The organism is Halonotius roseus, assembly GCF_006861655.1.
Lineage (GTDB): Archaea > Halobacteriota > Halobacteria > Halobacteriales > Haloferacaceae > Halonotius > Halonotius roseus.
In genome coordinates this window covers 398422-424648 of sequence record NZ_SESI01000001.1, presented here as the reverse complement: position 1 = coordinate 424648, position 26227 = coordinate 398422, and the positions used below count along the sequence as shown (strand labels likewise).

Here is a 26227-nt window from a genome sequence, read left to right as displayed (position 1 = left end):
AGCTACGGCGTGATCGACGGTGTCAGCCTACACAGCGTCGACTGCCTCGTCATCCTCAAAGGCTGCCAGTTGTCGAACCGTCAACACCGGAACCGGACAGCGGCGAACGACATCTTCGGCGACGCTGCCGAGGAGAAACCGGTTTTCGCCGTGGCGGCCGCGCGTGCCGGTCGTCACCAGATCCGCGTCGTTTTCCTCGGCGTAGGCGGTGATCTCCGCGACGGGCTCACCCTCGCGGACAGCCGTCACCACCGGTTGGTCGGTTTCGGATTCGACCGCAGCGAGGGCGTCCTCGGCGTGGGCGGTCAGCTCGGCCCGTCGGTCGTCGTCATCCTCGTTGGCGTCGACGTTGATCACCGACAGCGCGTGGACGGTCGCGTCGAACCGAGCGGCAACGTCGAGTGCGACGGTGACCGCCCGGCTGACGCTGTCGGAGCCGTCGGTCGCCACGACGATCGTCTCAAACATAGCCGGCGGTTCGACCGCGGCGGTCATAAATTGGTGGTGTTCGAGCAGCTGGGTGTCGATCGCCGACGGAAGGGAGTGTTTTTGTGGTCGCCGGGAGAGGGATGGGGTATGGCCGATCTGGATATCGAGCTCGTTGTCGTCCCGGTCGACGGGAGCCCGGAATCGACAACCGCCGCCGAGTACGCGGTGGCGATCGCCGACCGGTACGACGCGGCCGTCCATGCTGTCTACGTCCTTGGTGAGCCGCGGGTGCGCGGGCTGGAGGACGGAACCGTTACCGACGCCGAGATCGCCGACGACACCGAATCGTTCAGCGACACGCTTGAGGAGATCGCTGCCGACACCGGTGTCGATGTCTCAACGTCGATCACCCGCGGCTTTTCGACGGAGATCAAGACGCTGCATCCGGGAAGTGTCGTCCTCGATACGGCCGAGGAGCTTGGCGCGGATTTCGTTGTCGTGCCGCGGGAGCCGGCCAGCGACACCGATACCGATGTGTTGGCAAAAGCCGCCGAGTACGTCCTGTTGTATGCGAGTCAGCCCGTGTTGTCGGTGTAGCTACTCGTCTTCGCTGATTCGGATCGCCATCTCAAGCTCGAAGCTTTCGGCCCCTGTTGTCTCGAAGCCGACCTTCTCGTACAGCGAGACGGCGGCGTGGTTCCACCGCTCGACGGTCAGCCAGACGCAGTTGATCCCCTCACTGTAGCCGTAGCCGAGCAGCGATTCGATGAGGTGGGTGCCGATCCCGGCCTCCTGGTAGTCTTGGAGGACAAAGATCGCCAGCTCGTAGTCGTCGTCGCCGTCGGGCACGAGCGTTGAGTGGCCGGCGGCGGTGTCGCCGTCCCACGCGATCAGATTGTAGCAATCCTCCGCCAGAATACCATCGAGCCAGGTTCGCACCCGGGACTCCCGCCCCGGCGGAATCCCTTGGGCGCGATCCGAGGGGTCGAACTCGACGTACATCTCCGCCAGTGCCTCGTATTCGGCATCGGAGCCGTCATACGGCCGGATCTCGATATCACGCTCCTCCCGATCGGCGAAGCGAACGGGCGGTTTCTCGAACGGGCCAGATACCGTCTCGGGGTAGCGACGATCCGAACTCATCGGACGAGAGTCACCGTTGTGTGTGCGTTGAGCAGGACGAACTCAACAGTGTTGTCGATCCGGATCTTTCCCATCGGGCTCGTCTGTCCACCGGCCAACACGATCTCGTCGACCGCCTCGGCTTCCGCGAGGTCGACGAGTCCGCTCCCCGGCTCGCCTTCGATGTGGCGTACCGAGGCCGTGAGATCCTGTTCATCCAGTGTCGTTGCGACGGTCGCATCGAGGGACTCCCCGTCGGCTGACTCGGGGCTCAGGATGGCGACGGTCAGCTCGTCGGCGACCATCGCCGCCCGCTGGATGGTTTGTTCGATGGCAGCCGGCGAGTCGTTTGGACTGCCGACCCCCACAAGTACGTTCATGCAACAGACGGTTACGGCGACTCACTAAAAGCGTTGTCCGTCGGCACAGCTGTCGGCATCGCTGCCGGCGCGGCCGTCGTGCTCTCGGGTGTGATGCCGGCCACGACAACGTTTTTCAAGCGGCCGGTCGGAAGGCCGGCATGGACGACGACACCCCCGACGCCGAGCCGGGATCGGCAGCCGGAAACGGCGATCAGCCGACCGATAATGACGCGCAGGCGGTCGGCGACGACGGGCAGGCGGTCGGCGAAGACGAGTCCGCCCGCGGCGACGACGGGCAGGCAGTCGGTGAGGAGACCACCGCTGAGCCGACCGGGGCAGCAGCCGACACGGCGACAGCCGCCGGCGAGGCCGACACCACGGATGCTGCCCGGGAGTCGACCGCCGGGGAGACAGCCGTTCCGGACGATGTTCGCAAATACGAGCGGTTCACGAAGATGGACGGCGCGCAGTACGACCGTGTCAACGAGTTTCTGCGGGATCGAACCTACATCACCGCCCGCGAGTGGGCGATCGCGCGCCTCTGTGCGGATTTCCGCACCGAAACCGGCGTCGAGATGACGAAGATCGGCGAGAACCTCCCGGAGCTGGTTCCCTTTATGACCGATACCTACAGCCCACAGGCGGTCAATCAGGCGCGGTCATCCTTCGAGGATAAGGTGACTCAGGCGGGGGCGACGTTCCTCTATGGGGCGATGTCCGGCTTTTTCACCGCCGACGAACTCGACGACGTGATGTATGAGGTCACCGAGATCGCCAAGTTCCTCTTGGAGGTCGAAGGCGTCGACCTCGCTGTCGCCGACGAACTCAACGCCGAGGAACGCATCTCCTCGGTGATGCGGGATGTCCGCCAGCAGAGCGCGGAGCTCCGGAGTGAGGAAGTCGAGTGTCCCAACTGTGGTCACACCCACACGCCTGACTCCTCTGAGTAGGGTGTGGTGATCGTGGGTTCTCTGAGTAGGTGATCACAGTGTGCTAAACTGGTGAGCTCCGACCGCAGCCGACAGTTTAATACTAATGTTAATTCGTTATAATGTATGGCCAGCAACGCGTCCCTCGATGTTCCGGATGATCAACCGCAGTCCGAGCAGACCGATATCATCCTGCTTGATGAGGATACCGAACAGGAGATCGGTGCTGTCTCCGGCAGTTCGCCGCCGGTCCCCGCCGTCGGCGACCTTGTCAGCCTGCATAACATCCAGTTTACCGACGACGCCAACACCACGCGCCCCCGCGGCGAGCAGGATATGAGCTTCCGCGTCGTCGACCGCGCGATCCACTACTCGACGGTCGATACCGATGCCGACGACCAGGGGCTTACCACCGAGGTGCTGCTGTATGTTGTCTCGAAAGATGAGTGGGCCGCTCGACGACAACGCGGGAACTGATGGCCATGACGTGAGCGGTGTGGTGGGAGTCGAACCCCTTTTGTAGCTGCTCGGCAGGGGTGGCGTATGTACCGCAAGGGGCATCTCGGCGTCTCACTGCTTGTGTTTGCGCCGGTGGGCTACTGGCTCGTGACCGTCGGTGAACCCGAAGCCGCGCTGTTGACGGGGGTAGTGATGTGTTGGCTCACCATGTTGCCGGATATCGACCACCGCCTCCCGGTGATCGACCATCGGGGTGTGACCCACTCGCTGCTGTTTGCGGCTCTCGTTGGCGGGCTGTTTGGCGCGATCGGGACTGTCCTCGCCGGGCTGTTCAGCGTTGCTGGGATGAGTCTCGGTGTTTTCGGCGTTCTGCTCGGTGTCCTCGTTGTCGGTGCTCATCTCGTCGGTGACGCGCTTACGCCCGCCGGTGTCCCCCTGCTGTGGCCGTTGCCACGGAGCTATTCGCTCTCGGTGACGCGGGCCGACAACACGGTTGCGAACTACGCGTTCTTTGTCAGCGGGATCGCTGTAACCGGCGTGTGGGTGGTCGTTGCTGCCGGGCTCGTCTGAGCACCTGGCGGTACTCGCGGCCGCCAGTGGTGGTGATCGCGTCGCTGATGATAACGGGGATATATAGGATAGTAGGGCGTACCCGAATCTATTACAGGGCTATGAGTGCCGTCGGCAATTCCACCGATTTCTCAGCAAGCTTCCAGACTCGATTTTACTCCAACGCCATCAGGCGGTCGGATGTTCAGAACGGCGTCTGTGAAATCGACGGCGATAGCATCTCGCTTCGGGCAGGCAGTCAATCAATCGACATCTCTCTCGATGACGTGACCGATCTCACCCTCGGAACCCCACCCGAGAAGTTTGACGACGAGCTTGAGCAGGTGTTCGGCATCAAATTCTCGCCTGCGGGCGGCTCCGGTGTTTGCTTTATCGAGTACGATCCGGAGTACGCCGACATCTTTGAGTATCAGCTGTTTGCTGCGATCATCAACGGTGCCGATGGGCTTGCTGAGTTGGGAGCCCAGAAAGGTGGCCAACAGACAGGGACAGACGCAGAGCAGGTAGAGGTCGCAATCGAGCCCGATCGTGTGGTCTTCGAGACGGATTCGGTGTCATCAAAAACGGTCGCTCTCGGGGAGATCGTGAATATCAAATCCGGCAAACGAACCATCGGTGAGGCAAAACGCGATGCGATCAAGGTCGACTACATGAAATCCCAGACACGGATCACCAGCTATCTGAGCCTTATCGAGACGCGGCTGCAACATCTGTTCAACCGATATCTCCGGACGGAGTACGCCGAACTCGAAGCGGAGATCGATGAGACGGATGTGAGCGAGGCCGAAACCCAGCTCGTCGTCGGCTACTACACCACTCAGAACCTCAAACAGACCATGCACGCGCTCACGGATGGAAATACGAGCGAATTTGAGTCGATCTACGAGGACGCAATAGACCATGGATTAGTCACCCATCCCGATGATGGCGTGGGACTGACACAGAAAGGAAAGATGCTGGCGAATACAGAGCTTGAAACCGTTAACACCTAACACTTGTTCACGATTTGTTTCTCGTCTCGGGTTTCTCTACATGAACTCCGTATTCTGTGGGCCGTTCGTGATATGCACCTCGAAGGGCTGGGTACTGTGATCGTCCTGTTCGACGAGATGCCAGTAGGTCTCGGCAATCGACTCGGGATCCAGTAGTGTGTCAGCATCTCGCTCGGGGTTACGCGCCCGCAAGTCGGGGGTATCGATTTGACCGTCCAGTACGACATGGGCAACGTGAATGCCCTCGGGGCCGAACTCCTGGGCGATATCCATCGCCATCCCGCGGGCTGCAAACTTCGCTGCGGTGAATCCGATCGTTCCACCGAGACTTCGAACGGCCGATGTCGCACCGGTGAAAATGATCGTGCCGCCGCCGGTCTCACGCATGTCCTCGACAGCCTCCCGCGAGCAGACAAACCCGCCACGGCCGGTGACCTCCCAGGCGGTTTCGAACTCCTCCAGTGAGATATCGGTGAGGCCTTTCCAGACAGCTGCACTGGCGTGGTTGACGAGGATGTCGACACTCCCGAAGGCGTCTCTGACTGTCTCGAAACCAGACTCAATGGCAGCAACATCCTGTAGGTCTGTTTGGACGGCCAGTCCGTCACCAGGATCCGGTAGGTCATCCTCGAGCTCTTCGATGTAGTCTGCACTGCGAGCGAACAGCGCGACATTACAGCCTTCTTCGGCGAACGTTCGTGCTATTGACTCGCCAAGGCCCGGGCCGACACCGGCGATGACTGCGGTCTGTGTCATACGCTCCATTGGATGTGCGAGGGCAAAACACTCTGGGCCGGGCGATATCATTGAACCGATCCCAGCCGATCGACATCTAATTGACCGCTGGCGTCATTTGGCATCTTTCAGATGACAGACTGATACATCTGGTTCGAAACGCACGGTGTGCGATCGCGTTCTTACGCTTCCTTGGCTGGAATCTTCGCTACACAAATCGGTGAACGCTCTCCGAAATCCTCAGAATAGAGAGATCAGTCGATCACGACGATTGACGGTGATTGTCCAAGCGTTCAGCTGTTCTCCATCATTCACATGTTGAACGTGAATCGTTTGTGGTGGTTGGTCATCGAAGGTAAGTGTAGCCCGATAGGGCCACTTGAACGCGGTCGCATTACACCCCTCTCCGCGTGGAGGGGATGTATTGCTCTGAATTACTACTGTGGGTGAGTCGGTCGAGTTTTCGATGACATTCCCAGAGATGTCAATGCATTTTGGATCTCCTGTCCCGAAGATTGCACCCTCAATTACTGCATGAGACTCATTTGACGTAACATCGGGTTTGGGGGTATCACCGACTCCTACATCCTCAGCATGATCCATATCAGGGCCATACGAGATCTCCGCTACTGTCAAATTTGAAGGGCCCTGGATCGTTGATGACGAATTGGTATCTGCAGGTGAGGCTGGGGAGCCTAAACACCCCGCACAGATGATTAGCACACCGAATCCAATCACAGCCCAGTGAACTCGCATATACCGTCACCACTGTGTCAGTTGGTGAAAAGTCATATGTTATCTTAAATTTTGATTTCACCCATGGGAATCGCATGATAGAACCGTTCTCAACCCATATTCGCTATCAGAACGAGGTTCTTTGACCAGCTTCTCGAAATCATCTCCACCAACTCACTCAGCACTTAGCAATGACAACACCGTCGCCTGCAGTTCCACCGCCGGGCTGTCGCCGCAGCGTCGTTTCGTTCACAAAATACGTTACCCTACTGACCGTCATTCCAATGCCGGCACTCGACTGAAACGAAATATGGGTTTTCACGTCAACTGAGTATCCCTCCACCTGTTGTGTGGTATTGGTAGCTGTAACGGTTACATTCGCCGACGAGAGTTGTACTGATTCAGTCTGGACGAGCAGTCGGTTACCTTCGTATGCACGCTCGACGGCTTTGACGAAGTTAGTCACGCTCGTTCGGTTGACCACAGTCGGTGGCTCAGGATACGGCGTGAAATTGAGGACCTCAGTATCGGTGACTGTACTCCGGTTCGGAACCTGGTCGGTCAGACACCGCTCGTTTGTTGACACCAGCGAGTCGGTAGCGGTGTTGCCACCAGCCAAACACCCAGCTGTCACCACGAGTACCAGTACGGCTACACACAGTCCAGCTGATTTTGGTTTCATCTCTCTGAGTGTCGCCCTTTCGTTTGGTAAGCCTGCTATTTGTGTTTCCTGTCCAATGTGAACAAGGTAACTCCGAGCAACCGCTTAGGTGAGATCATCATTCTCGTTGCCGTCCGTTCTCTCAACCGGTGAGTTGTCCCGTCGTCGAGCATACATCATTGGAAGCCCCAACGTCAACGCACCAATCCCTCCGATAACACTTAGCGTTTTGAGCAAAAACAGGGCTCCAGCAGAAAGAGCTTCAAGTGGCAATCCGGCAAGGACGAATGCAAAAAACCAGAGCCACAGGACAACTGTAACGATCCCGGCGAGCGCACCACATCCCGCGCCACGAAGGTAGCGATACCGCGAGGGATATTCGACGAAACCACCCCAACAGAGTCCACCGATAAGGCCAAGAGTGACACCAAACTGGAGTGGAAACGGAATCGTCGTCTGAATCCCAAGCCCAAGCGGTATCGAGAGCACCGCCCCCACGAGGAACATATACGCTCCAGCTAACACAGACCACCGGATCGATTCATTGGACATACCTGCTGTGTCTACTCGCCGAGGTAAATCGTTCGTAACACTCAAACAGTGGTTTGAGGGTCGTGTTGTTTCCGCCGGTAACATCGGTGTTAGTACCCGACATCGATGTGTGCTGAGGCTTAATGCGGTTCCACCCCTTGCACTGAATGACTGATAATGCCTGATGAGAAAGCAGCCTACGCTGACGATGCCGGTATCGACGCTGAATTAGATGAACTCCCGTCTGCTGACGCCGTCGAAGAGACGGTTGAGAATCTCGAAGCCAATGGGTTCGATGTCGTTGTCGTCGACACCGCCGAGGACGCGCTCGAAACCCTCCAATCGCACATCCCGGCCGACGCCTCGGTGATGAACGGCCACTCAACAACGCTCGAAGAGATCGGCTTCGACGAGTATCTCAGCGACGGCGACCACGACTGGGAGAGTCTGTCCGACAGAATCTGGGGTATCGACGACGATGCCGAGCGCCAAGCAGCCCGGCGCGACGCACAGACGGCTGATTACTTCCTCGGGAGCGTCAACGGGATCTCCCAAACGGGGGAACTCGTCGCCGCGGATCGTTCGGGCAGCCGGATCGGCGCGTACCCCTTCGCCGCCAGCAACGTCGTCATCGTCAGTGGGATCAACAAGATCGTCCCCTCACTGGAAGACGCGCTGGATCGCCTCGAAAACGTGGCCTATCCGCTCGAAAACGAGCGCGCAAAAGAGGCCTACGGCGTTGAATCCGCCATCGCCAAACAACTCATCTTCCGACAGGAGCTGGAGGAGGATCGCACAACGGTGCTGCTCGTCCGCGAGGAGCTCGGATACTAATCGGCGACACAGCACCTATCTTCGGTGATTCCCTACAGGTTACAATGGACGACGCTCCCTCGGCGACGACACAACCGACGCTCTACACGGCTCCGCGAACAGAGATCTCGCAGAATCAGGGCAAGTTCCGGATCCATTTCAATTTTCCCGGCCGTGCTGTCCCTGAGCACGACGACCACGGCTACGGCCCGTTGGCGACTGTCGTCGAGTCGTTCATGGATCCGGGCACGCTGATCCGGATGCACCAACACCGCAACGAGGAGATCATCTCGTGGGTGCCCGACGGTGTGATGCGCCACGACGACCGACAGGGCAACGAACTCGTCACCGACGCCGACCACCTGCTGGTGATGAACGCCGGCAGCGGCTTCTGGCACGCCGAGGAGACGCTGGCCGACGATCCACCGCTGCGGATGCTCCAGATCTTCGTCCGACCGCACAGCCTTGATCTCGACCCCGGCATCCAACACGAGCCGATCCCCAACCGCGTCGACAACGAGTGGCGACACCTCTTCGGCCCCGAGGGAACCGACGCGCCGCTGTTCGTTCGCAACGCCGTCGATTTCTACGACTGTCGGCTTGCCGCCGGGACGACGACCACGCTGCCATCGCGGGCGGGCTGGCACACCTATCTGTACGTGTTCGATGGTGCAGTCGATGTCGGCGAGGGGTCGCTCGGCTACACTGAGAGCGCGCTTGTGACTGACGACAGCGACATACCCGTTACCGCGACGGAGGATTCCACACTTGTCGCGTTTACTATCAATCCTGATGCTCCGATCACGCGTCAGGGTACAATCGGCCGATGATTCGCAGACCCATCAGTCGGTGATTCACAGATCCCGTCCTGACGACACATTGCACTAACTCCGCGCTAACATGCATAGCGTGCGTGTCTCGAAGAGAACGTGACCTCATGAGAGGACAAGCCGATCTTGCGCGCGTCGTCACACACGCTCTACCGATGTATCTGTGTCCACGATCCCGGTCGTGAGGATGTACTGGACTGCCTGTTCAACAGTCATATCGACATCCTCGATCCTGCTGACCGGGACATGGGTTAGATGGCCGCCCATCACCGGGTTGGGTGCCATCGGTAGAAACACGGTTTGATACGCTGTCGACTCTGCTCCGGTAATGCGGTCTGCGGCCGTCGCAATGCTTTCAGGTGGCGATTCCGACGTTAGAAACGCCAGCGTGTACGCGTTTTCGACCGGAAACTCAACGAGTTTTACCTCCCGAAACTGCGCGCCATCCTCGCTGGGATCCAGTACGAGGTCGCTCATCTGCCGCGTCGTCTGGTAGACCGAGCCGATGCCCGGGATCTGTGTCACGTAGGCATCCACCGTCTTGATGATATTCTCGCCGACCTGCCGTTGTGCGATCGTCCCGATAGCCAACACCAAGATCGCAATGAGCCCCACACTCAACACCTGAATAATGATCACGACCGTTCCCGATTCGACGCCACTCTCAGACAGTATCTCACCGATCGGTGAGAGCACCCCGCCGACGAACGTAAACAGTGACAACAGCACCCACGCTGAGACAGCGAGGGGGATCACCACGGCGATACCCGTCAGAAACTTCCGTTTGAGCTGTTGCTCTGACATCTATCCCTGACGTGTTTTTGTACGATAAAGAATCTTCTAGGATACAAGGGTCTGCTTCACGGTTCGCCTGGTGGTATCACAATAGGTGTGATCGCTGCACCCCACCCACACCGTATTGGGTCGTCGCCCCAAGAGGTGTGTATGGACGAACCGCCAGCAGCATTCCGCGTCGCCAGCGACAAGGACGCCCTCATGAGCACGCCCAGCGGCGACAGCCAGCATACGATGGTCACCGCCAACAGCTACGCCGACAACCCCCGCAGCGAGTGGAACGGCGCACTGATCGAGGAAACGTCGGCGTTCCGCTCGGATGTCGAGCTGTTCTACAACCTCCATACGCTCGTCTGGGATCCCGACCTCGGCCAGACGCTCGACAGCCGCAACGACGCCGTCACAAGCGAGGTGGACTGGCACTCGAAACGCGTTCCCGAACTCCACCTCACCAACACCCTTCGCTTTGCCGACGGCACCGAAGCCGACCTGACCCAACGCGCCGTCGCCAGCATCGACTGTCCCGCGCTGCTGCTCCACAACAAAGCGACGTTCGCCGACGACCGCGAGCGGACGCTGTTCACGATCTCGAAGCTCGGCATTACGGCCCACGATCACGAACACCACATCACAGAACAGACCGCAACCGTCCGCCATGAGGACGACTGCGACGTGATCGTTGCCCACGACGACGAGGACGACCGCTACATCGCCTTCGCCCAACAGCGTGGCGACTGCCGACGATTCGACGGCCACCGTGTCGGCGTCGCCGGCGAGTCACGCGGCCCGGATCGAAGCGCGTGGAGCGATATCTACGAGGACAACAACGGCTGGATCGACGCCAACGAGACCGCGACCGGCGACCTCGATGTCGGCTTCGGGTTACACTGCGGGGATGGCCAGGACGACGACACCGACGCGGCGGGTCACACTGTCGAGTGGCTTACGGCGGTCGGCTTCGGCTACAGTGAGGCCGATGCCATCGCCCACGCCCGCGATGTACTCGACCGCGGCTACGAGGCGGAACTCGACGCGTTCATCGAGGCATGGGAGGAGTGGCACGACGGCATTACGGAGACGCCGACCGACGATCCGACGGTGACCGATCTCTACGAGCGGTCGCTGACGAGCATCAAAACCGCTCAGGACGGCTGCTGTGCCACCATCGCAGGGGCGTTCAAACCTCACGATATGACCTACAAGTTCATCTGGCCCCGCGATCAGGTGATCATCGTTCAGGCACTCCTTGCGGCGGGTGCGGTCGAGGAGGCCGCCCTCGCGGTCGGCTGGCTCGACGGCGTCCAGATCACCGACGAGACGTACGACGACCGCGGGATCGACCGCCGGGGGACGTGGTGGCAGAACTACTACACCACCGGCGAGGGCCACTGGCGCGCGCTCCAACTCGATCAGGTCGGCGGCCCGATCTACGCCCACTGGCTGCTGTGGGACGAAACCGGCGACGATGAGTATCTGGATGCCCACTACGGGATGTCGAAACGCGCCGCTGAATTCCTGCTGGACTGGGACAACGGCTGGGGCTTCCCCAAACCGCATCAAGACCCATGGGAGGAAGTGTGGGGCCACACCACGGAGGGGTCGGCCGCGGCCATTGCCGGGCTGCGCTGTATGGCCGAACTGGCCGACGCAAAGGGCGACAGCGAGTTCGCCGACGACTGCCGGGAGACAGCCGAGACGTGGGCCGACAACTTCGAGCGATACTGTTTCAAGGAAAACACCCAGTACGGCAGCCACTTCGTGACCGCCGACAAGCCGGAGGGGAACATCCACCCCGCGCCCGACGCCCGCCCCGACGCGGCGGCGTTCATGGCCTACTGGCCGTGGAACGTCGTCGACGCCGATGCCGACGAGTTGGTTTCGACGGCCGAACTCGCCGCCGACCCGCGTTGGCAGGCCGACAGCACGCCCTGTGTCGGGCGGTATCCCGCGGATCGCTACACGCCCAGCGGCGCGCCCGAGGACGGCGGCTGGCCGCTCTGTGAGGCCTACGCCGACATGGCGCGCTGGCAGAGCGGCCTCGACAGCGACGCGGTCGTCGACCACCTCGACGACTCAACCGAGTGGACGACAACAGCGGGACTCCTCCCCGAGCGCGTCGACGGCGACGGCACCGTCTCGTGGAACGCGAACCTCCAGTGGAGCCAGGCGATGTACGTCCTGTTGGCCGAGAGCCACGTCCGCGGCGAGCCGTTCGGGCTTGCGCCCGAGGCGTAGCAATACCATCAGCTCGACGGTCGCATCGACGAAGCGGGTGAGGTTGTCGCCGGTCGCAAACCCGCTACTATGAACAGATATTTGATATCGATCCGCTACCCGTCCAAGAGACAGGGTGTGTATCGGGTATGGTGCGAATGCTTTTGCGTAATGGGATGGTATCTTAGCGGATGACTGACCTGTCTACTGAGCGGGTGCTCGCCGATCTCGAACTCACTCGCGGGCTTACGATCCAGATGCTGGCTATCGGTACGTTGGGGATGCTCGTCGGATGGACTGTTTTCAGTGGCCTCTATCAGCTTACAACCGGGAACGCGGTCACGTTTCAGTTTGCACCGGAGTCGATCGGCTGGCTTGCAACCCCGGTGAACATCCTCGTCCTCGTGTTTCTCGGGACGGCGATTCTCGTTCCTCACGAGTGGCTTCATGGCCTCGCCATCCGGTACTACGGTGGTGAGCCTCGCTACGGTGTCGGTGTTGCCCACTTTATTCTCCCGTATGCGTATGCGACGACCGACCACGAGTTCACGCGCAACCAGTTCATCGTGGTACTCCTCACGCCGCTTGTCGTGATGACGCTCGTCGGTATCCCGCTGATGATCCTTCTTGACTGGGGGTGGCTGGCTATCCCACTGACGTTGAACGCCGCCGGTGCAGTCGCGGATATCTGGATGACACTCATGTTAGTGAGCTACCCGGCGCACATCCGCATCGTCGACCACGAAAGTGGCGTCCGAATTCTCGGACGAGACAGCGATAAACCGCGTTCGCTGTCGATTACGTCGCTCGTCTGGGATGGGCTTGCCGGCGCAGCGGTGGCGTTGTTCGCCGTGGGGATTCTCTTGGCACTCGCTGGGCCGATACTCCTCTCGGCACTCGGTGTCGAGTCGATAACGATCGGGACACCGGGGACGCTCACCTATCTCTTTGCGTTCGTCAACACCGCAGAGGAGATCTCGATCAGCCTCGGCCCGGGTGTCCTGAGCGTGGGTGGACTACTCGGGTTGTTGTATGCGTTCGCCCGGAGCTATCGCCGAAGCAAACAGGTACCTATCGACGTCGCCTAAGTTGTGAACCACGCCGTCGATCTCACCTCGTTTAGCCGTCGTCTGGTTCATATCTCTTTGCCCAGTTTCGACTCCTCACTTTGTTTGGCGGCAGAACCATGGGCGCTGCAGGATTTGAACCCGCGACAACTTGGTCCGAAGCCAAGCACTCTGTCCAAGCTGAGCTAAGCGCCCGCACTCCTTCGTTCCGAACCTCGAATAATAAGCGCGTCGGTCTCCCCATCGTAGGCCAGTCGGTCACACGACTCCCGGAACCACCCCCTTTATTCACCGCCACCGACCACCGAGGCGTATGGCGTCGTTGTCGCCCTCGCTTCGCGCGGCGGTCGAACTCACCCGCCCCGGCAACGCGGTTGCCGCCGGCGTGCTCACCGCCACCGGCGCGTTCGTCACCGGCGGCGTCGCTGCCGCACCGCTCGCTGTCGCCGCGGCTGTCCTCGCTACCCTTGCCGCGACAGCCGGCGGCAACGCCATCAACGACTACTTCGACCGCGAGATCGACGCTGTCAACCAACCCGACCGACCGATCCCTCGCGGGGCGATCTCCGCCCGCGGCGCGCTCGGGGTCAGCGGTGCCTGCTTTGTGATCGCTACCGTCGCCGCACTTACGCTGCCGCTGGTCGCTATCGGGATCGCCGTCGTCAACCTGCTCGCGCTCGTCGCCTACACCGAGTGGTTCAAAGGCCGGCCGCTCCTCGGCAACATTCTCGTCGGCTATCTCACCGGGAGCGCGTTCCTCTTCGGCGGGGCGGCCCTCGGTGCCCCGTTCGGCGCGGCTGTGCTGTTTCTCTTGGCCGCAGTTGCAACGCTGACACGGGAGATCGTCAAAGATGTTGAGGATATCGCCGGCGACCGGCAGGAAGGGTTACGAACGTTTCCGATCGTCGTTGGCCGAACCCCCGCGCTGTGGACTGGCGTCGCGGTGCTGGTGGTCGCTGTCACCGCGAGCGCGGTGCCGTATCTCGACGGTACATTTGGACTGAGCTATCTACTCGTTGTTGTACCCGCCGATGCGGTGATGCTGTGGGCCGCGCTCCGCTCGTTCCGCGATCCGACCGTGAGCCAGCGATGGCTCAAACGCGGGATGTTCCTTGCGACCGCAGCGTTCGTCGTCGGGCGGGCGGCGGTCGTCCTCGGTTGAGTCGGTCTCAACCCTACCGCCGGTGACTCTTTGCCGTGTGGCCGCGATAGATAGTGTATGCGAGTCAGTGACGATGATGCGCTCCGCGACGTGCTGGGGTTGAACTCGATCGCTGTCGTCGGCTGTTCGACGACCGCCGGCAAAGCGGCCCATGAGATCCCCGCCTATCTCCAGCGACACGGCTATCGGATTCATCCCGTCAACCCCTACGCCGACACTGTGTTGGGCGAACCCGCAGTCGACTCGCTTGAGGAGGTCGAGGCCGCTATCGATCTCGTCAACGTCTTCCGGCCAAGCGAGGAGGTCGCCGGCATCGTCGATGAGACGCTCGCCCGCCACGACGCCGACGGCGATATTGAGGCGATCTGGCTCCAACTCGGCATCACCGACGACGAGGCACTCGTCGACGCTGAGGCTGCCGGACTCACAACGGTTCAGGATCGATGTATGAAAGTCGAACACCAGCGATTGATGGCCGACTGATTCGGTAGCGTCGAACGCGAGTACGTCGGCCGTCGCTATTGGCTCGGCTTGGCCTCGTCGCTGTCGTCGCCGTCGCCGCCACTGTCGTCGCCGCCGTCGCTATCACTCTTATTCGAGTCGACCGAATCATCGTCGCCGTTGCCCTCTTCGACCGGGATCTCCTCGCTGTCGTCGGTCTCTGCGTCGGTATCAGTGTCCTCGAGATCGGCGTCGTCGATGGCAGCCTCGATATCGACATCGAGTTCGTCGCCGATGGCCTCCAGGATGACGCGCTGTTCGGCGATCTCGTCTTCGAGCGACTGAACCCGGCCACCGGTGTCCTCGACCGTCCGCTTGGTTGATTCGACCTCCTTGCGGAGCGCGTTGAGCCGGCGATACATCTTTTCGGCGGTGTCGGCGACAGTCTGGATCTTTTTCGCCGTGCTTCCGAGTCCCATACCCGATCGTCGGCCGCCCGCGTTGTGTGTGTTGTGGTTGTCGGCGACAGCGCGTGTCGCCCTGTCAGCTCGCCCGAGCGTTTTTCGTGCTGCCGCTGTGACGGGGTGTATGGACGCGCCGCAGATTTTGCTGACGAACGACGACGGGATCGATAGCGTCGGCTTTCGCGCCCTCTACGAGGGGTTGTCGACGGTCGCCGATGTCGTCGCCGTCGCGCCGGCCGACGACCAGAGCGCGGTCGGCCGGACGGTCTCCGAGACCGTTGAGTTCACCGATCACGAGTACGGGTATGCGGTTCACGGCACGCCCGTCGACTGCGTGATCGCCGGCCTCGGCTCGATCTGCCCCGATGTCGATCTCGTCGTTTCGGGCTGCAACAAGGGCGGTAACCTCGGAGCCTACGTCTTGGGTCGCTCCGGCACCGTCAGCGCGGCCGTCGAGGCGGCATTTTTCGGCGTTCCCGCGATCTCGGTGTCGATGTATATTGAGGGCGGCGAGGACTGGGCGTCGCTGGCGACCGAACCGGCGGATTTCGCCACCGCCCGGCGGGCGACGAAACACCTCGTCGAGCACGCCACGACGAGCGGCGTCTTTGAGGCAGCCGACTACCTCAACGTGAACGTCCCGTTCGTCGACAACGCCGGTGTTTCGGGGTCGATCCCGATGCGCGTCACCCAGCCGTCGATGCGCTACGAGATGGGGGCCGAACGGAACGGCGACCGCGAGATCGCGCTCAAAGACGGCATCTGGGAACTGATGCGCGGCGACAGCGTCGACGACCCGGTCGGCACCGACCGCCGCGCGGTCGCCGACGGCGAGATCAGCGTCTCGCCGCTGACCGCGCCGCACTCGACACAGCAGCACGACGCCCTCGACGAGATCGTCGCTGCCTACTCGTCGAACGCGAAAACAGAAGCCGACGGAGAATAGATCGTTCGCTCAGTCGTCCGATTCAGCGGCGGCCGCGCCGGCGTCTCTGGCTGCGGCGGCCTGCTTGCGATCAAGTTCGTCGAGATAGTCGTCGGCGTCAAGCGCGGCCTGCACCCCCATCCCGGCGGCCGTGGCGGCCTGCTGGTAGTGGAAGTCGACCACATCGCCCGCGCCGAACAGCCCCTCGACGCCGGTTTTCGTCTGCCCGCCGCCGCGACCGCTCTCTGTGATGAGGTACCCCTCGTCGTCGGTGTCGACGCCAATGCCCTCCAGATAGTCGGTGTTCGGGGTGTGGCCGATGGCGTAGAACACCGCGCCCGCGTCGAACTCGAACTCCTCCGTGTCGGGGTCGCCGAGTTTCTCTGTGGGGTGGCCTTCGGGATTCGAGACCATCGTGACGTGGTCGATCCCGTCCGCTTGGGTGCCGTGGAGTTCGGTTACCTCGGTGTTGCGCATGATCTCGATTTCGCCGGCGTCGACTTTCTCCATGACACGTTCGATCCACACGTCTTCGGCGCGGAACTCCTCGCGGCGGTGGACGATGTAGACCGTCGAAGCGAACTTCGTGAGGAAGTGCGCTTCCTCCATCGCGGCGTCGCCACCACCGACGACGACGATCTTCTCATCGCGGAAGAACGCCCCATCGCAGGTCGCACAGGTAGAGAGCCCCCAGCCCATCAACTCGTCTTCGCCCGGAATCCCGAGCGTGCGCGCACTCGCGCCGGAGGCGGCGATCACGGCGTCGGCGGTGTAAACCGTGTCGTCGGTGAGCGTGATCCGGAACTGGCGGTCGGCTCCCTCGCCTTTGACGGTAACGTCATCGAGGACGCCGTTTTCGATATCCGTGCCGAACTTTTCGGCTTGGGTTTTCATCTCGTTGATGAGATCCGGCCCGGAGATGCCCTCGGGGAAGCCCGGATAGTTCTCGACATCGGTCGTCAGCGTGAGCTGGCCGCCGGGCTCGTCGCCCTCCAAAACGAGGGGCTCGTTGTTCGACCGGGCGGCGTAGATCGCCGCCGACAGCCCGGCGATGCCGCTGCCGGCGATCACGAGCCGCCGGTGGTCGTCCGCGGGTGGTTCTGATGACATAGCCGACTGTAGGAACAGGGGCCGTATGTAGGTTGTGTGTGGAACGGTACCGGACTGAACAGCCGGCACTCGGGCGACGAACAGTTACAGCAGGTCGAGCAGTTCCTCGTGGTCGTCGACCTTGTCGGTCACGTCAGTGTAGATCGCAAACTCCTGTTGGTCTCCGTAGGGGATCCCACGGTACAGGAACGTCTTCTCGCCGCCGACGGCCGCGCGTTTGACGAAGGCGACGTTCGATTTGCCGTCGGCGGTGCGCTGGTCGAACTGTTGGGCTTCGTCCTCGCGGTCGGCGGGGACGATGAGGTCGTTCAGCGGGAGGCCGATCACGCGCTTCATGTCGGGGCTGAACAGGTCGCGGAAGGCGTGGTTGGCGTCGACAACGATCGGCTCGCCGTCCTCGATCTCGAATTTGACGACGGCGTCGTCGATCTGGTGGAGAAGCTGCCCGAACTGGGTGACGAACTGATTCGATGTTGCGGTCATGGGGTGGGCCGACAGCGGGAGTGTGGTGGAATGCCTCTGCGGCATAAGTTGATACTCGATCACGAGTAATAAGTTTTCTGCCATTTTCTACCATTATCATACATTATATATCGGAGAACAATGTCGAATAACAACCAAATGCGCGATTTAGGTTGTGATACCTGAACTATCGCAGTCGACGATGGCTGAGATGTAACTCTCATGGACACTGTCGAGTAGTCGGCGGCTGTCTGTGCAAAGTTGTGACACACAGCGACACTCACACAGCGACGCTCACAGCAAGCAAACCGGGCACAACGGGATTTGAACCCGCGGCCGTCGGATTAGAAGTCCGACGCTCTGTCCAGACTGAGCTATGTGCCCCATCAGATTCTCATGCCAGTTGGTAAAAAGCCGTTTGGGTTGACGACAGCGAGCCAGCACACCTAAGGCCGACAGTCCGCTACCGCGAGTATGCATATCCTCGGAACCGTTGGGCTCCCCGGCAGCGGGAAAGGCGAGTTCGCCGACATAGCCCGCGAGGCTGATATCCCGGTTGTCACGATGGGTGATGTGATCCGGCAGGCCTGCCGTGACCGCGGGCTTGATCCCGCCGACCACCACGGCGAGGTCGCCCAAGCCCTGCGGGAGGAAAACGGCCCCGCCGCCATCGCCGAGCGATCGCTGCCGCATATCCGCGAGCACCTGGCCGACGAGGACACCGAAACCGTTGTCGTCGACGGCCTGCGGTCGATGACCGAGGTTGAGGCCTTCACCGACGAGTTCGGCGACGCCTTCGCCATCGTCAGCATCGAAGCCCCCTTCGACCTCCGTGCAGAGCGACTCGGTGAGCGCGGCCGGGACGGCACCGACACCGATCTCGAAGCCCTCCGTGAGCGCGACGAGCGCGAACTCGGCTTTGGCATGGGCGACGTGATGGACGCCGCCGACTACCGGATCGAAAACACCGACAGCCTCGACGCGTTCCAGGCTGAGGTGCGCGAACTACTCTCCCGGGTGGGTGCCAATGATCTACAGCATTGACGTGCGGATCGAGGCCCCGGTCAACGACACCGAGGTCACCGATCGGGTCGCCGACGCCGTCGGCACCGTCTTCCCGAACGCGGAGTTCACCCACGAGGACGGCCGGCTCGTCGGCGAGACCCACACCCTCGATCCGTTTTCCGACCGGCTCCACGAACAGGAGATCCTCGATACCGCGCGTCGGGAGTTCCACAAACACGCCGACAGCGAGGGATTCAGCTTCGCGCTGAAAAAACAGGCCGCCTTTCAGGGTGTGATCAACTTCGCGGTCGGCAACCCCGACGAGCTCGGCGATATCGCGGTGTCGGTGACGGTGCGCGAGCCTGATGTCGAGTCGATGATCGACCGCATCGCGCCACCGACTGAGGAGGGAACGCCCGTCGATCCAGAGTCGAAAGCGGAGTAAGCCGACCTTTCCGCGGTTATTTCTGTTTTTCTGATACGAATACCGAAACGGGATCAAATAGGTTTCTAAACTTTCTAACGGAATCTAAAACAGTCGTGAACAGTCGTTCGTTCATCGTTTTCGTCGTTTTTCGGGGTGAATTTACTCCAACGCTCTGGCCACTATATGTGGGTATGGGTCGTTGGGATGGATAGACGGTGAGCACGAAATGAAAGGCTTCCAATCCACCCAACGTATCGAAACGGCTGCGACAAGCACGGCCGCCGCAACGCTTCGCCGCGGCCAGCGCGTCCTCAACGACGGCCGCCGGGCCCTCCACACCACCGTTCGGTGGACGGCGTTCTGGGTTGCGATCCTGCTCCCCTTGGTGTATCTGCCGGTGCTTGCGATCGGGATCGGCCCCCAGCCCAGCAGCCTCGGCCTTGGACTGCTTGGCTGTCACCTGCTCGCACTGTTCGCTGGCCACAACCACACCCACGATCACCCATGAGTACCTCCCACCACACCCCCGCTGACGACACGCGCACAGCCCCTGAGAAATCGAGCGATGATGCCGATGCCGACGATACCGGAGCCTCTGACGACCCCGGCGAGACCACCGACGACGCCGCCGACGCCGAGTCGACGGCGACGAAACAGCAGCGGCTTGCGGCCTACCTCCGCGAGCAGGCTGCTGACGGCGAGGTGTACTTCAAAAGCAAGTTCATCGCCGACGATGTCGACCTCTCCGCGAAGGAGATCGGCGCGCTGATCCTCAAGCTCCAGGATTCGGTCACCGATCTCTCGATCGAACGCTGGTCGTACACCAGCGCGACGACCTGGCGCGTCGAACGAACCAACTGACCGGCCGGCTCACCGTCGACGACCACACTCCTTTCGAACCGTAGATAGATACGATAGTCACCACTACAGGCAAGGCGTGTGCCAGTGCTATCGAGTCCCCAAGCCGTCGAGTGAGCGTGTCGAGGCGGCCAAACGGGGTGTCGAAACCGGCAGCGACACGGCTGCCGGACCCGCTATCATCGACGCAGTTATCGACAACACAGCGGCCGCACCGAACGACCGCGGTGTCGGCACGTTGACCGCGGCGTTTGCGATCCGGCGAGCCGTCTTCGTGGTTGAGCAGGGCGTTGCTCCCTCCCTCGAATGGGATGATGCTGAGACCGAGGCGATCCACCTACTCCTCGTTGTCAACGAGCGACCGGTCGGGGCTGCCCGCGCACGACTCGTTGACGACAGCACGGTAAAAGCCGAGCGGGTAGCTGTGCGTCAGTCAGCCCGGGGCGAGGGGTGGGGACGACGGCTGATGGCCGCCGTCGAGGCGGTCGGTGTCGACGCCGACGCGAGCCGCTGTGTCCTCCACGCCCAGCAGCGTGTGGAGGGGTTCTATCACACACTGGGCTACCGAACCGTCAGCGAGCCCTTCGAGGAGGCCGGCATCACACACGTGGAGATGGAGCGGGCGTTGTCGACGCGGTCACAGCATCGATAGCCAGCCAGCGTCGATCCGGTTAGATCGCCAGCAACGCGACGACCGTGAGGCTGATAAAGACGATCTTCAGAGCCGTGTTGACGACGATCACCTTTGTTCCGAACTCCGGCCCCCAGATCCCGTACTGGAAGGGGATCGATCGCTTGAACGTCGAGACCGCAAAGGAGATGATCCCGCCGAGCAGCAGCGTCGCCACCGCCTGCCGCGGCGTAAACACCTCACCCAACAGCGGCGCGATCGTCGCCGCCCCGGATGTCGTATCGAGGGTGTAGACGGCGATCACCGGCACGGCGGCCGCTGGGAGGCCGACCAGCGCGACCAACGGATCTGCCGACCCCGTGATCGCGGTGAGATCGTACCAGCCGACCAGCAGCGTGACCAGCGTGTAGACCACCACGAGCCGCGGGACGAGCCGCCGCAGCGTCGGCCGGGTGCGATCCCACGCCGCCACCAGTCGCTCCTTCGGTGTCTGTTCCTCGTCGTCGAGCGCGTCGGGATCGAGTTGGACAGCCTCGTCAAAATTGGCCTCCGAGAGCAACAGCGCGCCGGCGAGGATGCCGACCAGCGTGATCGCCAAGGCGATCAGCGCGCGCAGGCTGACGTACAGGATGCCGACCTCCAAGCCAAGAATCGGGATGAGAACCGGGATGTAGTAGGTAAAGACGTGCTGGGCGAAGCCGAAGAACGTGTTTATCACGACAGCGATCAGCGTCGCTCTGTCGTCGAGATAGTCGGATTCCCACAGATCAGCCAGCATCGAGTAGCCGGCTGTCGTCGAGGCGGTTGTCGTCAGGATCGCGGTACCGACCTCGTTGGGCAGGTTGGCCGGCCCGGTCAGCAGCCGCGAGAGGCCGGCGATCTTCTCGACGAGGCCGAAGGCGACAGCGACGTTGGCGAGATAGACCGACACCGAGACGAGGGCGGCGATCCGGGCGACACGCGGAGCCACCTCGATGAGCGCGTCGGCGACGACCGAAACGGAGTCGACAGGCAGCACAGCCGACCGTCCGAACGGCGCGCCCAAAGCCGCGTCGGTCTCGTCGCCGCGATTTTCACCCCCTGTCGCCTACAGCGCGTATGCCTTCGATCACGGTCGAGACCGAGGATCGAACCGAGTGTATCGATATTACTGACCGCGTTGCGGCGACGCTCCCTGACGACGCAGACGGCGTCTGTACCGTCTTCAGCCAACACACGACAATGGGCGTCGTCGTCAACGAAGCCGAGTCGGGGCTGCTCGATGATCTGGCGGCTGCACTCGATGACCTCGTTGCCGACGACGGCTGGCAGCACGACGAGATCGACGACAACGCCGACAGCCACGTTCGGGCGATGCTCGTCGGCGAGAGCGCGACCGTCCCCGTCGTTGACGGCGATCTTCAACTCGGTCGCTGGCAGTCGATCCTTGCTGTCGAGTGTGATGGGCCGCGAAGCCGGACGCTCACCCTCTGCGTTCACTGACCGGTTGTCTTCACCGACCATCCGGCGGAATTTTATCGACGGCCACCAAACCTGTGGTAGATGCACATCCTCCTCACCAACGACGACGGGATCGACAGTCCGGGCCTCGCTGCGGTTTACGAGCACCTGACGCCGAGGTGGACGGTGACGGTCGTCGCGCCAGCCGGCGATCAAAGCGGGGTTGGGCGATCCCGATCGGATCTCTCCTATGAGCGCGCCGATGAGATCACCATCAGCGACCACGAGTGGGGGTACGTCGTCGACGGCACCCCGGCCGACTGCGTTGCTGTCGGGCTGCGCCACATCCCCGAATCCGAGGAGATCGATCTCGTCGTCTCGGGAGCCAACAACGGCCCGAACGTCGGCAGCTACATTCTGGGCCACTCGGGGACGGTCGGCGCGGCCGTCGAGGCGGCCTTTCTCGGTACGCCCGCGGTCGCGGTCTCCGGTTACGACCACGAGACGTACTTCCCCGAGGATGGCGGCGGCTCCTTCGATGCGATCGCTGCGGCCACCCGCGATCTCCTCGCACTGATCGAGGATACCGCTGCGTTCGACGGCGACGTCGACTATCTCAACGTCAACGCCCCGGCGGCGGGCAGCGACACGCTCGCGGTGACCAAACCGCTGGCCGACTACGACACCCGTGTCGTCGACAACGATGGTGAGACCAACGTCTTCGAGAGCAACTACTGGGCGACCCATCCGGTCGAGGGCGATGGGTTCCCGATCGGCCTCGACAACTACACCGACGACTACCCGCCGTGGAGCGACCGCGCCGCCATTGTCGACGGCGAGATCAGCGTCACGCCGTTGGGAACGCCCCAGAGCATCGTCGATCCACCGGCCGATTTCGTTGCCGCATTGGATCGGTACCCGCTCGAAGAATCATAGTCGATCGGCTGTGGCTGTGCGATGTGGGACGGCCGTCCGGCTTACATCATGCCGCCGGGGCCACCGCCGCCACCGAGCCCGCCAAGACCACCCTCGCCGTCCTGCATCTTCTTCATCATCCGCTCCATGTCGCCGTCGCCCATCCCCTGGAACTGATTCAGGGTGCGATCCATCATCTTGTGCTGTTCGAGCAGTTCGTTCACCCGCTCGGTGTTGGTGCCCGAGCCGCGGGCGATGCGTTCGACCTGACTCGCCGAGATCGAGCGCGGCTCTTCGAGCTCGCCGTCGGTCATCGAATCCATGATGACGTTGAACTCCCGCATTCGCTCTTGGGTTACGTCCATCGCGTCGTCGGGCAGCTGATCCATCATCCCGCCGCCCATCCCGGGGATCATATCCATCACCTGATCGAGCGGCCCCATGTTGTTCATCGCCTCCATCTGTTTTTGCATATCCTTCAGCGTGAAGCTCCCCTCAAGGATGCTCTCTGGGTTCCAATCGTCGTCTTCGGCCCCTGTCTCTTCCATCGCGCGCTCGACGCGCTCGGAGAGCTGCTTCAGGTCGCCCATCCCCAACAGCCGAGAGATGAAGCTGTTGGGCTCGAAGCGTTCGATGTCCTGGACGGTTTCGCCGGTTCCGAGAAACGCGATCGAAGAGTCGGTCTCGTTGACCGCGGTGAGCGCGCCGCCACCTTTGGCTGTCCCGTCGAGTTTGGTGATGGCGACGCCTTCGACGCCGATGGCCTCCTCGAATCGCTGGGCCTGCTCTTTGGCTCCCTGCCCGATTGCGGCGTCGAGCACGAGCAGCCTGGTGTCGGGATCGACGACCGAATCGATCTCCTCGATCTCGGCGATCAGCTCCTCTTCGAGGGCGTGCCGACCGGCGGTGTCGACGATGTGGACTTCGGCCTGCTCGGTCGCTTCGAGACCGTCGCGGGCGATCTGCACCGGGTCGTCGGCGTCGGGATCACCATAAAAATCGACCTCGGCGTTGCCGGCCATCTGTTTGGCCTGATCGTACGCGCCGGGCCGGAACGTGTCGGTCTGGATGATCGCCGGCCGGAGGCCCTTCTTGGCAAACCACCACGCCATCTTGGCGGCGGTGGTCGTCTTCCCCGACCCCTGCAGGCCAGCGAGCAGTATCGTCTGGGATTCCAAGGGTAGTTCGGTGGAGTCGCCGACGAGCTCGACCAGCTCCTCGTAGACGATCTTGAGGACGTGATCGCGGGCAGAGGTGCCGCCGGGTGGCTCCTCGTCGAGTGCGCGACCTTTGATCGAGTCCGACAGCTCCATCACGAGGTCGACTTCGACATCGGCCTCTAACAGCGAGCGTTGGATCTGCTTGACGACCTCTTGGATGTCGTCTTCCTCCAGCCGGGATTTCCCGCGGAGGTCATCGAGGGTGCCCCGCAGCGAACTCCCGAGATCATCGAGTACCATTTGTCCGTGTTAGACGGCCGGATAGCTAAAGTGTTGTTCGTCCGGTGGCGTTGATCGCTCTCGGACACTCTGTCAGGCTCGGCTGCTGGACGACTTCTTCCTCGACTGGTTCCGAGGACAGATATGACACCGCAACACCTACACCCACCAACTGCCAACAGGCCCTACTCCACGCTGTCGGCTCCGATAGTATGAAACACGCTCTGCCGATTGTTGCTCTGGTCTGTCTCAGTACGATATTACTCGTTGGTGCGGCCGACACCACCGCATCTGGTGCTTCCGCCGAGGCGCTCAACCCAAAATCACCCACCGCAGATCGTCTCTCAACATCCTCCACCGGCGCGCTCCAAACGAACAGTGATCGCCCACCCGCAGCTGAACGCCCGCGATCGACGCCCGAGTCCCAGACAGTCAGGCCATCGATCATCGGGCCTCCACCGGCGACGAATACGACCGCCGCGCTGGAATTACTCCGCGTCAACGAGGTGTGGACCGGGTTCGACACGCGCGGCGAGAACACAACGATCGCCGTCCTTGATTCCGGTGTCGCTACCGACTCCCACCGATCACTCACTCTGGCCGAAGACGGCTGGAAGGATTTTATCGATAATCGAAGCGATCCAATCGACGATCGAAACCACGGCACGATCACCTCCGGCGTGGTCGTCGGCAACGAAACACCGGATGGGACGCGTTTCGGGGTCGCACCCAACGCAACCCTACTCCACGGGAAGGTGATCGACGGCGACGGCACCGCCCGCACCACGACCGTCCTCCGGGGTGTCGAGTGGGCGATCACCCATCCCCAGCAGCCCGACGTGTTGCTGATCAATGTCGGCCACAAACGGGTCTACTACGATCGATACATCGAGGCGATCGAACGCGCCCGCGCGGCGGGGGTCTACGTCGTCGTCCCCGCAGGCAACGAAGGTGACGGCGGCATCACCTCCCCCGGAAGCATCTACAGCGCGCTGTCGGTCGGCGCGACCAACGCCTCCGGAGCTGTCGAAGATTACTCGGTCGGCAACCTCATTTCAACCCGCGCCCGCTGGGGTTCGAGGCCGATCTACGAGTACGATTGGCCGGAGTCGTACGTCGTGCCGACCGTTGTCGCCCCCGCGACGACCATCTCCACAACCGCCGGCGGTGGGTTCACGCGCACATCGGGAACCAGTTTTGCCGCCCCCCACGCCGCTGGCGTGGTCGCGCTCATGCAGGCCGCCAGCGACCGCCAGCTCACACCGGCCGAGATCGATCGCGCGCTCCTCCAGACCGCCCGCTATCCCGGCCAAACACCGCCTGACACACGGTACGGCTACGGCGTCATCGACGGCTACGACGCGGTGGCAGCGGTCGCCGATCGACCCCCGTACTTCGCGGTCACGAGGCTCACACACGATGGCCCAACTGAGCACCGCCTCGGACGCAACAAGCCGGTCTCATTCGAGGCCACGATCAAAAACGTCGGCAACGTCACCGACAGCCAACTCGTGATACTCTCCGTGGACGGTGACCGGGTTGGCTCCCGTCGCGTCACGCTCAACGGAACCACAACCACAACGATCCGGGGCACACGTGGGATCGCCTGTGCCGCGCCCCGAACCTCCTCGATCACGGTCACGACATCCAACACCAGCCTCTCGATCCCGGTCGATGTCTGTCGCAACTAACCACAGCGCGGCA

General features: G+C 61.9%; 31 protein-coding genes, 2 tRNA genes and 1 pseudogene. 20 read left to right on the top strand and 14 right to left on the bottom strand.

Features of this window, described 5'->3' with window-relative positions; genetic code table 11:
* Window positions 1–27: 27 nt before the first annotated feature.
* Window positions 28–468 (bottom strand): universal stress protein, encoded by a 441-nt coding sequence (locus EWF95_RS02345; RefSeq protein ID WP_142442450.1) that lies wholly within the window; start codon window positions 466–468, stop codon window positions 28–30.
* 108 nt (window positions 469–576) lie between these two features.
* On the opposite strand from EWF95_RS02345, the gene EWF95_RS02340 reads away from it, so the two are divergent.
* Window positions 577–1026 carry a universal stress protein gene (locus EWF95_RS02340; protein WP_142442449.1) on the top strand — a complete coding sequence of 150 codons (450 nt, stop codon included), beginning with the start codon at window positions 577–579 and terminating at the stop codon, window positions 1024–1026.
* On the opposite strand, the gene EWF95_RS02335 is transcribed toward EWF95_RS02340, so the two are convergent.
* Together EWF95_RS02335 and EWF95_RS02330 are read right to left on the bottom strand one after the other, a co-directional pair.
* Window positions 1027–1572: a GNAT family N-acetyltransferase gene (locus EWF95_RS02335; protein WP_142442448.1), complete on the bottom strand. Its 546-nt coding sequence runs from the start codon at window positions 1570–1572 to the stop codon at window positions 1027–1029.
* Window positions 1569–1931, bottom strand: coding sequence for a universal stress protein (locus EWF95_RS02330; RefSeq protein WP_142442447.1), 363 nt, complete (start codon window positions 1929–1931; stop codon window positions 1569–1571). Before EWF95_RS02330 ends, EWF95_RS02335 begins: the two co-directional genes overlap by 4 nt.
* 140 nt (window positions 1932–2071) lie before the next feature.
* Here EWF95_RS02330 and EWF95_RS02325 point away from each other — a divergent pair, with 140 nt between their 5' ends.
* The 4 genes from EWF95_RS02325 to EWF95_RS02310 all read left to right on the top strand — a co-directional run bounded on the left by EWF95_RS02325 (window position 2072) and on the right by EWF95_RS02310 (window position 4863).
* Window positions 2072–2863: a DUF5806 family protein gene (locus EWF95_RS02325; RefSeq protein ID WP_142442446.1), complete on the top strand. Its 792-nt coding sequence runs from the start codon at window positions 2072–2074 to the stop codon at window positions 2861–2863.
* Between the two features lie 105 nt (window positions 2864–2968).
* A complete protein-coding gene (locus EWF95_RS02320) occupies window positions 2969–3319 on the top strand; it encodes a hypothetical protein (RefSeq protein ID WP_142442445.1) in 351 nt (116 codons plus the stop codon).
* 66 nt (window positions 3320–3385) lie between these two features.
* Window positions 3386–3871, top strand: coding sequence for a metal-dependent hydrolase (locus EWF95_RS02315; protein WP_142442444.1), 486 nt, complete (start codon window positions 3386–3388; stop codon window positions 3869–3871).
* Window positions 3872–3972: 101 nt separating this feature from the next.
* Entirely contained in the window at window positions 3973–4863 is an 891-nt protein-coding gene (locus tag EWF95_RS02310; RefSeq protein WP_185911672.1) for a CheF family chemotaxis protein, read from the top strand.
* A 36-nt stretch (window positions 4864–4899) separates the two neighbouring features.
* Here EWF95_RS02310 and EWF95_RS02305 read toward each other — a convergent pair whose 3' ends face one another.
* From EWF95_RS02305 to EWF95_RS02295, 3 genes are all read right to left on the bottom strand, one after another.
* Window positions 4900–5619: an SDR family NAD(P)-dependent oxidoreductase gene (locus tag EWF95_RS02305; protein ID WP_142442442.1), complete on the bottom strand. Its 720-nt coding sequence runs from the start codon at window positions 5617–5619 to the stop codon at window positions 4900–4902.
* Between the two features lie 892 nt (window positions 5620–6511).
* On the bottom strand, window positions 6512–7015 hold the full coding sequence (locus tag EWF95_RS02300) for a hypothetical protein (protein WP_142442441.1): 504 nt from the start codon (window positions 7013–7015) through the stop codon (window positions 6512–6514).
* 84 nt (window positions 7016–7099) lie between these two features.
* A complete protein-coding gene (locus EWF95_RS02295; protein WP_142442440.1) occupies window positions 7100–7546 on the bottom strand; it encodes a hypothetical protein in 447 nt (148 codons plus the stop codon).
* A gap of 156 nt (window positions 7547–7702) precedes the next feature.
* On the opposite strand from EWF95_RS02295, the gene EWF95_RS02290 reads away from it, so the two are divergent.
* Both EWF95_RS02290 and EWF95_RS02285 read left to right on the top strand, forming a co-directional pair.
* Complete coding sequence (locus EWF95_RS02290) at window positions 7703–8359, top strand: lactate utilization protein (protein ID WP_142442439.1); 657 nt, start codon at window positions 7703–7705, stop codon at window positions 8357–8359.
* Between the two features lie 44 nt (window positions 8360–8403).
* Window positions 8404–9168 carry a pirin family protein gene (locus EWF95_RS02285; RefSeq protein WP_142442438.1) on the top strand — a complete coding sequence of 255 codons (765 nt, stop codon included), beginning with the start codon at window positions 8404–8406 and terminating at the stop codon, window positions 9166–9168.
* A gap of 138 nt (window positions 9169–9306) precedes the next feature.
* Here EWF95_RS02285 and EWF95_RS02280 read toward each other — a convergent pair whose 3' ends face one another.
* Complete coding sequence (locus EWF95_RS02280) at window positions 9307–9972, bottom strand: DUF502 domain-containing protein (RefSeq protein WP_142442437.1); 666 nt, start codon at window positions 9970–9972, stop codon at window positions 9307–9309.
* 141 nt (window positions 9973–10113) lie between these two features.
* On the opposite strand from EWF95_RS02280, the gene EWF95_RS02275 reads away from it, so the two are divergent.
* Both EWF95_RS02275 and EWF95_RS02270 read left to right on the top strand, forming a co-directional pair.
* Window positions 10114–12198 (top strand): glycoside hydrolase family 15 protein, encoded by a 2085-nt coding sequence (locus tag EWF95_RS02275; protein ID WP_246055615.1) that lies wholly within the window; start codon window positions 10114–10116, stop codon window positions 12196–12198.
* Window positions 12199–12368: 170 nt separating this feature from the next.
* Window positions 12369–13265, top strand: a complete 897-nt coding sequence (locus tag EWF95_RS02270) for a DUF3267 domain-containing protein (protein WP_142442436.1) — start codon at window positions 12369–12371, stop codon at window positions 13263–13265.
* A gap of 99 nt (window positions 13266–13364) precedes the next feature.
* Here the strand turns inward: EWF95_RS02270 and EWF95_RS02265 are convergent.
* Window positions 13365–13439, bottom strand: a tRNA-Arg gene (locus EWF95_RS02265).
* 118 nt (window positions 13440–13557) lie between these two features.
* On the opposite strand from EWF95_RS02265, the gene EWF95_RS02260 reads away from it, so the two are divergent.
* Both EWF95_RS02260 and EWF95_RS02255 read left to right on the top strand, forming a co-directional pair.
* Window positions 13558–14406, top strand: a complete 849-nt coding sequence (locus EWF95_RS02260; protein ID WP_142442435.1) for a geranylgeranylglycerol-phosphate geranylgeranyltransferase — start codon at window positions 13558–13560, stop codon at window positions 14404–14406.
* A gap of 57 nt (window positions 14407–14463) precedes the next feature.
* Window positions 14464–14889: a CoA-binding protein gene (locus EWF95_RS02255; RefSeq protein WP_142442434.1), complete on the top strand. Its 426-nt coding sequence runs from the start codon at window positions 14464–14466 to the stop codon at window positions 14887–14889.
* Window positions 14890–14924: 35 nt separating this feature from the next.
* Here EWF95_RS02255 and EWF95_RS02250 read toward each other — a convergent pair whose 3' ends face one another.
* Entirely contained in the window at window positions 14925–15326 is a 402-nt protein-coding gene (locus EWF95_RS02250) for a DUF5798 family protein (RefSeq protein ID WP_142442433.1), read from the bottom strand.
* A 109-nt stretch (window positions 15327–15435) separates the two neighbouring features.
* On the opposite strand from EWF95_RS02250, the gene surE (EWF95_RS02245) reads away from it, so the two are divergent.
* Window positions 15436–16257: a 5'/3'-nucleotidase SurE gene (gene surE / locus EWF95_RS02245; RefSeq protein ID WP_142442432.1), complete on the top strand. Its 822-nt coding sequence runs from the start codon at window positions 15436–15438 to the stop codon at window positions 16255–16257.
* A gap of 9 nt (window positions 16258–16266) precedes the next feature.
* Here the strand turns inward: surE (EWF95_RS02245) and EWF95_RS02240 are convergent, their stop codons facing one another.
* The 3 genes from EWF95_RS02240 to EWF95_RS02230 form a co-directional block, all read right to left on the bottom strand.
* Window positions 16267–17346, bottom strand: a complete 1080-nt coding sequence (locus EWF95_RS02240; RefSeq protein ID WP_142442431.1) for an NAD(P)/FAD-dependent oxidoreductase — start codon at window positions 17344–17346, stop codon at window positions 16267–16269.
* An 84-nt stretch (window positions 17347–17430) separates the two neighbouring features.
* Window positions 17431–17829 (bottom strand): PAS domain-containing protein, encoded by a 399-nt coding sequence (locus tag EWF95_RS02235; RefSeq protein WP_185911671.1) that lies wholly within the window; start codon window positions 17827–17829, stop codon window positions 17431–17433.
* A gap of 288 nt (window positions 17830–18117) precedes the next feature.
* Window positions 18118–18192: transfer RNA gene (locus tag EWF95_RS02230), tRNA-Arg, on the bottom strand.
* Window positions 18193–18282: 90 nt separating this feature from the next.
* On the opposite strand from EWF95_RS02230, the gene EWF95_RS02225 reads away from it, so the two are divergent.
* The 5 genes and pseudogenes from EWF95_RS02225 to EWF95_RS02205 all read left to right on the top strand — a co-directional run bounded on the left by EWF95_RS02225 (window position 18283) and on the right by EWF95_RS02205 (window position 20750).
* Complete coding sequence (locus tag EWF95_RS02225; protein ID WP_142442427.1) at window positions 18283–18852, top strand: AAA family ATPase; 570 nt, start codon at window positions 18283–18285, stop codon at window positions 18850–18852.
* Window positions 18836–19258: an RNA-binding domain-containing protein gene (locus EWF95_RS02220; protein ID WP_142442425.1), complete on the top strand. Its 423-nt coding sequence runs from the start codon at window positions 18836–18838 to the stop codon at window positions 19256–19258. Before EWF95_RS02225 ends, EWF95_RS02220 begins: the two co-directional genes overlap by 17 nt.
* A 208-nt stretch (window positions 19259–19466) precedes the next feature.
* Window positions 19467–19748, top strand: a complete 282-nt coding sequence (locus EWF95_RS02215) for a hypothetical protein (protein WP_142442423.1) — start codon at window positions 19467–19469, stop codon at window positions 19746–19748.
* Between the two features lie 128 nt (window positions 19749–19876).
* A pseudogene (locus EWF95_RS02210) lies at window positions 19877–20101 on the top strand (DUF7123 family protein); the annotation flags it as partial.
* A gap of 76 nt (window positions 20102–20177) precedes the next feature.
* Window positions 20178–20750 (top strand): GNAT family N-acetyltransferase, encoded by a 573-nt coding sequence (locus EWF95_RS02205; RefSeq protein WP_394348574.1) that lies wholly within the window; start codon window positions 20178–20180, stop codon window positions 20748–20750.
* 19 nt (window positions 20751–20769) lie between these two features.
* Here the strand turns inward: EWF95_RS02205 and EWF95_RS02200 are convergent, their stop codons facing one another.
* Entirely contained in the window at window positions 20770–21747 is a 978-nt protein-coding gene (locus EWF95_RS02200; protein ID WP_246055614.1) for a nucleoside recognition protein, read from the bottom strand.
* Between the two features lie 80 nt (window positions 21748–21827).
* On the opposite strand from EWF95_RS02200, the gene EWF95_RS02195 reads away from it, so the two are divergent.
* Together EWF95_RS02195 and surE (EWF95_RS02190) are read left to right on the top strand one after the other, a co-directional pair.
* On the top strand, window positions 21828–22211 hold the full coding sequence (locus tag EWF95_RS02195; protein WP_142442421.1) for a secondary thiamine-phosphate synthase enzyme YjbQ: 384 nt from the start codon (window positions 21828–21830) through the stop codon (window positions 22209–22211).
* Between the two features lie 60 nt (window positions 22212–22271).
* A complete protein-coding gene (gene surE / locus EWF95_RS02190; protein WP_142442419.1) occupies window positions 22272–23105 on the top strand; it encodes a 5'/3'-nucleotidase SurE in 834 nt (277 codons plus the stop codon).
* A 41-nt stretch (window positions 23106–23146) separates the two neighbouring features.
* Here the strand turns inward: surE (EWF95_RS02190) and EWF95_RS02185 are convergent, their stop codons facing one another.
* A complete protein-coding gene (locus EWF95_RS02185) occupies window positions 23147–24544 on the bottom strand; it encodes a signal recognition particle protein Srp54 (protein WP_142442418.1) in 1398 nt (465 codons plus the stop codon).
* A 191-nt stretch (window positions 24545–24735) separates the two neighbouring features.
* Between EWF95_RS02185 and EWF95_RS02180 the strand changes: the two genes are divergently transcribed.
* A complete protein-coding gene (locus EWF95_RS02180) occupies window positions 24736–26214 on the top strand; it encodes a S8 family peptidase (RefSeq protein WP_142442416.1) in 1479 nt (492 codons plus the stop codon).
* The last annotated feature ends 13 nt before the right edge of the window (window positions 26215–26227 follow it).